Below are 1,728 nucleotides of genomic sequence, written 5' to 3' on the forward strand. Positions count from 1 at the left end.
TCAGCGCGCCGGCCGCGAACATCACGGCGCCGGCCGGCACGATCGTGCCGACCAGCGCGATCGCCTCGGCGCACGCGGCCACGAACACGATCGCCAGCACGAGCAGCGGATGCGCGCCGATCGCGCCGATCCACGCATGGATCGTGTCGCTCATTGCACCCTCCCGGACGGTGCGGCCCGGTGCGCGACTACCGGGCCGGCAAGGGCATTGGATACGTTCATCGCAACATGCGCGCGCTCGCGCCGGCGTCGAAGGTCAGCAGGCGGGGTCAGTCGAACTCGTGCTGCCGCGCGTCGGCTTCGAGCGGCGCGTCGTGATAGCCGACCGTCGCGATCTCCCGTAGATAGCGCGCAAGAAACGCGCCGATCGAGCCGGCAGCCTCGTATTGATGGACATGCCTGAATTCGTGGGTCAGCAAGCGGCGCGTGTCGTGCCCGCGCAGCACGTACACCGCATGACCGAGCGTGAGGCCGATCGTCCCGGGCGCCAGCAGCCCGGAGTCGCGGGCGATCGCGGCCAACGTCGGCGTGTCGGGAAACGGCATGCGGTCGACCGCCATCACGCGAATCCGGTCCGGCTGCGCGACGCCCACCGTGCGCGCGTCGTCGGCTTGCGCCGGCGTCAGCGGCGCGCCCTGCGCGAGCCCGCGCGCGGCCTCCGCTTCGGCCCAGGCGACCGCGGCGGGCAGTGCGGACGGCAGGATATCGGCAAGGTCGATCATTGCAGGGCTCCTGGTTCGAGTGGTGGCATCGGGCACCAGTTTAGTCCCGAATCGGAACGGTTCGTGGCGCGGTTCCGGCGAGGCCGCACCGGCTCGCGGCGGCCGCAACGGTCGCCCGGGAATACCCTGATCCACATGCGCGCCGCGCCATACCCTTTCCCGCGAATTATTTCGTTTCAGCGCACATTCCGCACTCAACCCTCCCGAAAATTTCGCGAACGAGTACCTTTTTCGGGATCGGGGGCATATATTGATCAGAAGAACGGCCGCGGCGACACCCGGACAGCAACGCGCGGCGTCATCCCGAAGAGGATCGCTGGAAGATGATCAGGGTAATTCTGGCTGACGATCACGCAGTCATGCGGGACGGACTGCGTCACATCCTGGAGCGGGCCGGCGGTTTCGAGATCGTCGGCGAGGCGAGCGACGGCTCGGGCACGCTCGCGCTGGCCGAGCGCGCGGCCGCCGACGTGCTGCTGCTCGACCTGTCGATGCCCGCGCCGACCGGCATCGAGCTGATCCGGCTGGTCAAGCGCCAGGCGCCGTCGCTGCGCACGCTGGTGCTGACGATGCACGCGGAAACCCAGTACGCGGCACGCGCGTTCAAGGCCGGCGCCACCGGCTACCTGACGAAGGACAGTGCGACGGCCGAACTCGTCGAAGCCGTCGGCAAGGTGGCGGCAGGCGGCGTCTACGTGAGCCCGTCCGCGGCCGAAAGCCTCGCTCACACGCTGCGCGCGCCGGCTCAGGCGCTGCCGCACGAACGGCTGTCGGCGCGCGAGTTCGACGTGATGCGCCGCATCGTCGCGGGTCAGACCGTCACGCGGATCGCGTCCGAACTCGCGCTGAGCGCGAAGACGGTCAGCACGTACAAGACGCGCATCCTCGAGAAGATGGGGCTCCCGCACGAAGCCGCACTGGTCCGCTACACGGTGCGCCACGATCTCGACCTCGGGGACGACGACGCATGACGGCCGCCTTCCGCTTCCCGCCCACGTCGCCGCCG

General features: G+C 69.4%; 2 protein-coding genes. One reads left to right on the forward strand and one right to left on the reverse strand.

Annotated features, from left to right (window positions below; all coding sequences use genetic code 11):
* Positions 1 to 269 precede the first annotated feature (269 nt).
* Complete coding sequence (locus tag JMF90_RS35885) at positions 270 to 722, reverse strand: hypothetical protein (RefSeq protein ID WP_011694632.1); 453 nt, start codon at positions 720 to 722, stop codon at positions 270 to 272.
* A gap of 323 nt (positions 723 to 1,045) precedes the next feature.
* Here JMF90_RS35885 and JMF90_RS35890 point away from each other — a divergent pair, with 323 nt between their 5' ends.
* The gene (locus JMF90_RS35890; RefSeq protein WP_011694631.1) at positions 1,046 to 1,693 is read left to right on the forward strand and encodes a response regulator transcription factor; all 648 of its coding nucleotides are present in this window, start codon (positions 1,046 to 1,048) and stop codon (positions 1,691 to 1,693) included.
* Positions 1,694 to 1,728 lie beyond the last annotated feature (35 nt).

The sequence above is a fragment of the Burkholderia sp. E168m23 genome, from assembly GCF_016586125.1.
Lineage (GTDB): Bacteria > Pseudomonadota > Gammaproteobacteria > Burkholderiales > Burkholderiaceae > Burkholderia > Burkholderia orbicola.